The organism is Streptomyces sp. NPDC005281, from assembly GCF_040607495.1.
In the GTDB taxonomy this organism is placed as follows: Bacteria; Actinomycetota; Actinomycetes; order Streptomycetales; family Streptomycetaceae; genus Streptomyces.
This window is the reverse complement of the sequence record NZ_JBEXGX010000082.1, coordinates 1-5939: the sequence shown is the minus strand read 5'-3', so window position 1 is coordinate 5939 and position 5939 is coordinate 1. Positions and strand designations below refer to the sequence as shown.

Annotated in this window: 6 protein-coding genes and 1 pseudogene; 4 read left to right on the top strand and 3 right to left on the bottom strand. The window is 65.0% G+C overall.

Features of this window, described 5'->3' with window-relative positions; genetic code table 11:
* Positions 1 to 679: 679 nt before the first annotated feature.
* Both ABZV42_RS41910 and ABZV42_RS41905 read right to left on the bottom strand, forming a co-directional pair.
* Positions 680 to 1309: a hypothetical protein gene (locus ABZV42_RS41910; RefSeq protein WP_356057514.1), complete on the bottom strand. Its 630-nt coding sequence runs from the start codon at positions 1307 to 1309 to the stop codon at positions 680 to 682.
* 201 nt (positions 1310 to 1510) lie between these two features.
* Positions 1511 to 1999, bottom strand: a pseudogene (locus ABZV42_RS41905) (transposase family protein); the annotation flags it as partial.
* Between the two features lie 200 nt (positions 2000 to 2199).
* Between ABZV42_RS41905 and ABZV42_RS41900 the strand changes: the two are divergent.
* Positions 2200 to 2514 (top strand): hypothetical protein, encoded by a 315-nt coding sequence (locus ABZV42_RS41900; protein ID WP_356057512.1) that lies wholly within the window; start codon positions 2200 to 2202, stop codon positions 2512 to 2514.
* Positions 2515 to 2674: 160 nt separating this feature from the next.
* On the opposite strand, the gene ABZV42_RS41895 is transcribed toward ABZV42_RS41900, so the two are convergent.
* Complete coding sequence (locus ABZV42_RS41895) at positions 2675 to 3061, bottom strand: hypothetical protein (RefSeq protein WP_356057510.1); 387 nt, start codon at positions 3059 to 3061, stop codon at positions 2675 to 2677.
* A 463-nt stretch (positions 3062 to 3524) separates the two neighbouring features.
* On the opposite strand from ABZV42_RS41895, the gene ABZV42_RS41890 reads away from it, so the two are divergent.
* From ABZV42_RS41890 to ABZV42_RS41880, 3 genes are all read left to right on the top strand, one after another.
* On the top strand, positions 3525 to 3989 hold the full coding sequence (locus ABZV42_RS41890; protein ID WP_356057508.1) for a calmodulin-binding protein: 465 nt from the start codon (positions 3525 to 3527) through the stop codon (positions 3987 to 3989).
* A 356-nt stretch (positions 3990 to 4345) separates the two neighbouring features.
* The gene (locus ABZV42_RS41885) at positions 4346 to 4741 is read left to right on the top strand and encodes a DUF6188 family protein (RefSeq protein ID WP_356057506.1); all 396 of its coding nucleotides are present in this window, start codon (positions 4346 to 4348) and stop codon (positions 4739 to 4741) included.
* A gap of 448 nt (positions 4742 to 5189) precedes the next feature.
* Positions 5190 to 5882, top strand: coding sequence for an IS5 family transposase (locus ABZV42_RS41880; protein ID WP_356057504.1), 693 nt, complete (start codon positions 5190 to 5192; stop codon positions 5880 to 5882).
* Positions 5883 to 5939 lie beyond the last annotated feature (57 nt).

The window sequence follows — 5939 nt, the reverse complement described above, 5'->3', positions numbered from 1 at the left end:
CCACCCGGCAAGTCGTGCTGGCCAAACCCGGAAACATCACCGGACCCCCACCCGAAATCGAAGACCAGAATTCACGCGGTGGATCGAGGCTCAGGGCCTCAGGGTCAGCCCTGAACGTTATCTCCCAATCAGGAGGGCCACCAGCTATCCCTTAGGTGGGTGGGAGTTGCGCAACCGTGGCCTTCTCCATCCGAATCGTTCGTCCCAGCCGGCTCGGTCTTCCGCGAAGCACTGTGACGCTGACAGTCTGCTCGAAAGATGTATCAGTCGCGGTGCAGACCTCCACGTCCAGGCGGGCGCCTGCCTCGCGGGTAGCGACGACAAAGCCTTGTGACGAAGCGTTGGCCCGGAGACTCCTTCGTCCCGAAGCAACTGGGGCGGGGGCTCTGCTTTGGGCTGGTGTGGCCCTCACTTGCGGCGATGGTTCATTGGCGTCTGCGCTCGTCCGCTGCTGTTCGTCGGCGTTGTCACGCAGTTAGACACGCAGCGTGCGCCAGACCCACGTCAGAACGAGCAGCCGAGATACTTCATGCGATGGCTTGGCGCGTGCGGCCGCGATCCGGTTGCCGCGGTCTACGGACTGGATCGGCCGCCAGCAGAAGCGCCACTCGGTTTGAGCTTCCCTCCGTGATCACGAATCTGATCGGATGCCGTGATCAACTCATCAAAGAGGCGCGCTTCAATACCAGACGGTCATGATGTCGGCGTGGCGAACCTCGGCGTCGTCGTCTTCCTTGTAGAGGATCGTCCAAGGTTTGGTGGACTGATCCGGCTCGCCCGCAGCGCTGCCGATGAGCGGACCCGCCCCTTTCTGGCAACGCCAGTTGACCCTATGGTTGGCCACGGTAGGCATTGCTCCCCCGGCGAAGCCGCAGTGAAGCGTGACCCCGCTTTTGGGAGCTTTGATCTCCATCGCCCACGGCTCAGGTTTCGGAGTTTCGCTGCTCGGCGGGGCGGATGCCCTCACCTCTCTGATTACGGTCACCTCCGGGTCCCATGGGGAGCGGAGACAAGCAACGGAGAGTGCGTACGACCAGCAGGGATCGAAGAGCTCGCCATCGGCGAAGCATCGCAGCGCTTCTGGATCGGCCGAGAAAACGGAGTTGCTCGGACACTCACCGGTCTGCACCTTGCGGGCAGCCGTGTAGCTGGGTTGGAGGTCCCCGTTTTCGGCGAAGGGCTGGATGTACCGCTCGCTGGTGGGGTTTGGCGGGTGAGACGGTTTATCGTTGTTGAACAATCCGCTCAGCCACGCCACGAGAAGGCCGCTGATCACCGTAGCCACCACTCCGGCGAGCCACTTCCACACGGCATGCTTCTTCGGTGGCGCTGAACCACTCGGGGAAGACTCACTATCGGCTGCATCCGTCACAGCAGACACCCTTGCCTAAACGTCATGTCCGAAGTTGCATTTCGGATCATTCCGCTTCAAAAGTGCCACCACCCAGGCTATTAACGAGTTGGCGCGTGATTGCGAGTGAGGCGTGTCTGACCTGGTCGCGGCCTGTTTTCAGGCAGGGGTGGTGCGGTCGGAGACGAGGCTGGCGATGGCACGGTACGTGTCGGGCAGGCGGTCGCGGCGATGTGTCCAGCAGGTCAGTTGTTTCCCGCGTTTATGGTCGGCGAGGGCGTGTTCGACGGTGATGCGGTCGGACGAGTGCCCGTGGCCGTCGCGTTCCCACTGTTCGACTCTGTCGGGCAGTGCTCCCGGCCGCGGGTTTCTTGGCGGCGTGATTGCTTGCCCGCGGTGGTCGTGGCTCAGGCCGAGGTAGCCGTCGTCCAGGAGGACCTGGACTTCGGGGAAGTGCTGGAAGCAGACGGCGATGCCCTCGTTGCGGGCGGCCGTGGCATCGTGCATACGTCCAGGTCGCAGGGTGTCGGTTCATAACGTGCGGCCCCGCCAGCCAGCGATGACGGTGGCCTTCATGGTGTTCTGTTTCTTCTTGCCGGAGACGGATGCGCGTTATCCGCCGCGGCCGGCAGGCGGTCGGCGGACCTGGGTCTCGGGGTGGGCGCGGACGGTTTTCGAACCGCCGACATCCGCCTTGTAAGTTCGATCCCTCCTCGGCACTGTCGGGGAGCCGCCCGACCCCGCCAGCCGTGCAGGACCGCCTAGGAGTGCTGGCGTCCGGGGTCGTTGATGTCACCTATGGATGTCAGAACGGTGCAACCGCACGGGCTCGCTGGCACGATGCTCCTGTGCATGACCTGGAGCGCATCAAAGCGGAGAGCGTGGCGTACTTCCGATCTCTTGATGAGGGGGCCGCCCTGCGACACCACTTCCGCCACGCCGACGAGGACGGCGGCTTGTGGTACTTCGAGGCCGTACCCGACCGCGGTGAGTTGATCGCTATCAAGCAGGCCGAGGTGACTCCGGCTGGCCGACTTCACCGGTACAGCTGGGAGCACCTGGAGGACGAGTACGGCTTCCTGACAGACCAGGCGCTCGACCCTGAAGAGGACCCGCTGGAAGCCATCCCGGCCGAAGAGTTCCAGCGGGTCTGGACTCAGTGAAGGGGTTGGACAACCACTTTAGGAGCGAGGTGAGGTGGTCACAGACCTGACCTGTGGATTCCCCGCCTCGAATGGAGTGGGTGATGCGTCCCCATGAGCACCGTGATTCCCCTGACTCCCCGCCCGTTCTTGCACGAGAGCGGCACGGCCGCACAGCCCCTCAACGGATCACGCAAATGGCCGGCATAGGCGCTCTCCACTCGCCCAGTTCTGCGATGAGGACCCGGCGGGCCAGTTCGCGTACTTTGATCCACCCCGCATCGCTGGATAGCGCGTCCGCGGCCCACCTGGCGGCGTTCGGCTCACCGCTCATCTCGTTGAAGACCACGTCTATGCCGTGTAGGTCGGACAGCACATCGTGGCGGAGTTGTCTCTCTTCCACCAGTTGCTCTGCCATATGGAATGCGTGGTCGAAGTCCAAGGCGATCTCATCCGTGGGGATGTCGTACTTCTCCAGCCACACCGCCTGGACCGAGGGATCAGCGGCCAGCACAGTGAGCGACTCGACCAGCAGGCGTCGGCGAAGCGAAGGGTCGGTAGTGGTCACGGCGCGATCGTCGCATGCGACTGCCCTTGCGATCTGTGGTTGTTCCTCCCGGCTCCTGAATGTGGCAGCGCGGGCGGTGTCTGGTTTGACCAGTCAAGGCGCTCAGTAGCCGAAGAAGTGCGGGGCCGGGTCTCCGACCTGCACCCCTGCAATCGATCAACGCTGCGACCTGCGACTTACCCGTCGATGGTTGTCAGCGTTGGTCGTCGTTGAGCACCTTCGGGCGGCCCAGAGACGGCCCGAGTGGGGCGCCGTGTGCTGCACCTCAACGCGAACTTGCAGGTGCCGCACGGCCAAGGTGCGCCGAGGACGGTGGCGATGCCTCGCAGCAGCGGCATGAGGCCATCGGCATATGCGGCGAAGGCGAGCGCGCCCTCGGCGCGATTACTCAATGTAACTGATTGAATATGCTGGGTGACTAGTCGTGACGTACACGACGCCCGTAACCAAGGAGAGAACCCCCATGCGACGCGTGCTCATCAGAGCGGCCGGCTTGGCCGCCGTCGGCGTGCTGGCCTTCGCCACGGCACAGCCCACTCAGGCCAACACCCTCAGCAAGCAGCCCGGCCATGCCGCCGCCGAGAGCGCCGCGTACTTCGTGATGACCGACATCACGCGGGAGGAATTCGTCATCAAGCTGACCAAGCCAGGGGACATCGAGCACGCCCGGGAGCTCGTCAGCGGGCAGACCACCGACCGTCCCCACGTGATCGCGCGGATTCTCAAGCGGCAGGCCCCCTACAACCCGCGCTGGAGCTACCACAACAACCCCGACACCACGCAATTCTTCGACCAGGCCATCGAAGTCTGTGACGCGACCATCCCGTACGTCGAAGACCACCTGGATGAAGCCGGCGGCCCCTTCCTGCCCGGCCTGTACTGGTGCGACTGGACCTCGCGCCTCATCAGGGAAATCCCCACCCCGTAGCTGACCGACAAGGCCGGCTGGCGCCGTACCCTCACGACGCCCCGGCCCGCGCACACCTGCCCGATGGTCCCCTGGCCATGCTTCCCCAAGGTCGGCCGCACTCCACAAGAACGGCCTGAGCCGCTGACTGTTACCGACGGACGGTCTTGAAAACCGTCGTGGCGCGAGTCACCGTGGGTTCAAATCCCACACCCACCGCAGGTGAACGGCCCCTGACCGGGTGAATCGGTCGGGGGCCGTTCTCGTAAGCGTTGTCCGCCAGCGACTGCGGCTCCCCGCTGTTTCCCGACCGAACGGGCACGGGAGGGGCACGCAGTTACGCTGTCGAGCTGTCACACGCTACGGAAGGGGGCAGGGTGAAGGTCCCTAGCGCCTTGATCGGTGCTCAAGTGGAGCGCACAGCCTTTGACTACCAGGTGCGGCTGAGCCTCTGCGCTCTGGATCCTGATGAGGGTTACCGGCTGGATGCCGAGTTGGTCCTGGAGTCGCCGTTCCTGTTCCGGGATGCCGCTGGCGAATGGTACGAACTCGACCCCGGCACGGGTGTGAGTCTCGCTCCCGTTCTAGCCCTCTTCGGGCAGACGGTCACGAGGGTCGATGTCCGCGAGCACGGGGTGTTGGTCATCGACTTTCAAGATGGTGCCGGGCTCTGGGTCGGCCCAGATCCAGATTTCGAGTCCTGGCACCTGACCGGACACGGAGTAGCCCCGATCACGGTCGGCCCTGGTGGTGAGGATGACTGGGAGCTTTGACGACCCGCTAGGTGGGGCTACTCAGCGAGGTCGGCGGAGCGACTTTGGGCGGGAGCTGCCATGGGGCGAGTGATCATGGCCCCGTAAGCTCATCGCGAGTCGGGCAGTCTCCTGAGCTGCCCGGTAAAGCACGACGTTGGGGCCATGATCTTCGAGGCTCGCGCCAAAGTGGCTGCCTAACTGCCTGTTCTCTATCCGCTCGCGTGGTCGGCTGGGTTCGAACAGCGTCCTGGTTCAGGTGAGTTGTCCGGTGCGGGTGCATGGAAGAAGGGCCTCTTGGTAGCTCGCGGATGTCGAGTCCAGCGAGAAGCAAGAGGCCCTGTTGTCGAAGTGTCGCGTGGTCGTGGTCGCCGAGTCCAGTTCGTCCACTCGTGGGTGTGACTGCCTCGCCCACAGGTTCGGGAACGCGGCCAACCGGCCGGATCGTCGGCCCTGTTATGGCTCGGACATGAGCGATGCCGAGTGGGCTGTGGTGCGGGATCTGCTCCCGGTTCCTGGATGGCTGGCGGGCCGCGGCGGCCGGCCGGAGGGGTTCTGCCACCGGCAGATGATCGACGCGGTGCGCTACCTCGTCGACAACGGCATCAAGTGGCGGGCGATGCCGTCCGACTTTCCTCCCTGGCCGCGGGTCTATGCCTTCTTCGCCCGCTGGCGGGATACCGGGCTGGTGGGCGAACTGCACGATCGCCTGCACCAGGCCGTTCGCCGGGCCGAAGGCCGGGACCCGGAGCCGAGTGCGGCGGTGGTGGACTCCCAGTCGGTGAAGGCGGACGCCACCGTCGCCCACACCTCACGCGGGTTCGATGCGGGCAAGAAGATCAACGGGCGCAAGCGGCACCTGCTCACCGACACACTCGGACTCCTCCTGGCCGTGCTGGTCACTCCGGCATCCGTGACCGACCGGGACGGCGCCCGGGCTCTTTTGCCGCCGGCAGCGACCCGCTCCAGGCGGCTGGCGCGGGTCTGGGCCGACGGCGGCTACACCGGCCACCTCACCGACTGGACCGCCCAGCACCTGGGGATCGTCCTCGACATCGTCCGCCGGGGTGAGGATGTCCGCGGCTTCCAGCCACTGCCCCGCCGCTGGGTCGTCGAGCGGTCCTTGTGCGCCACGAGGCGCTCTGTTTGTATCCCCGGCTGAGCCGGGAGGAACTCGGAAGGAGGTTCCTGGGCCGGATGACTTACCTGGATCCGAAAG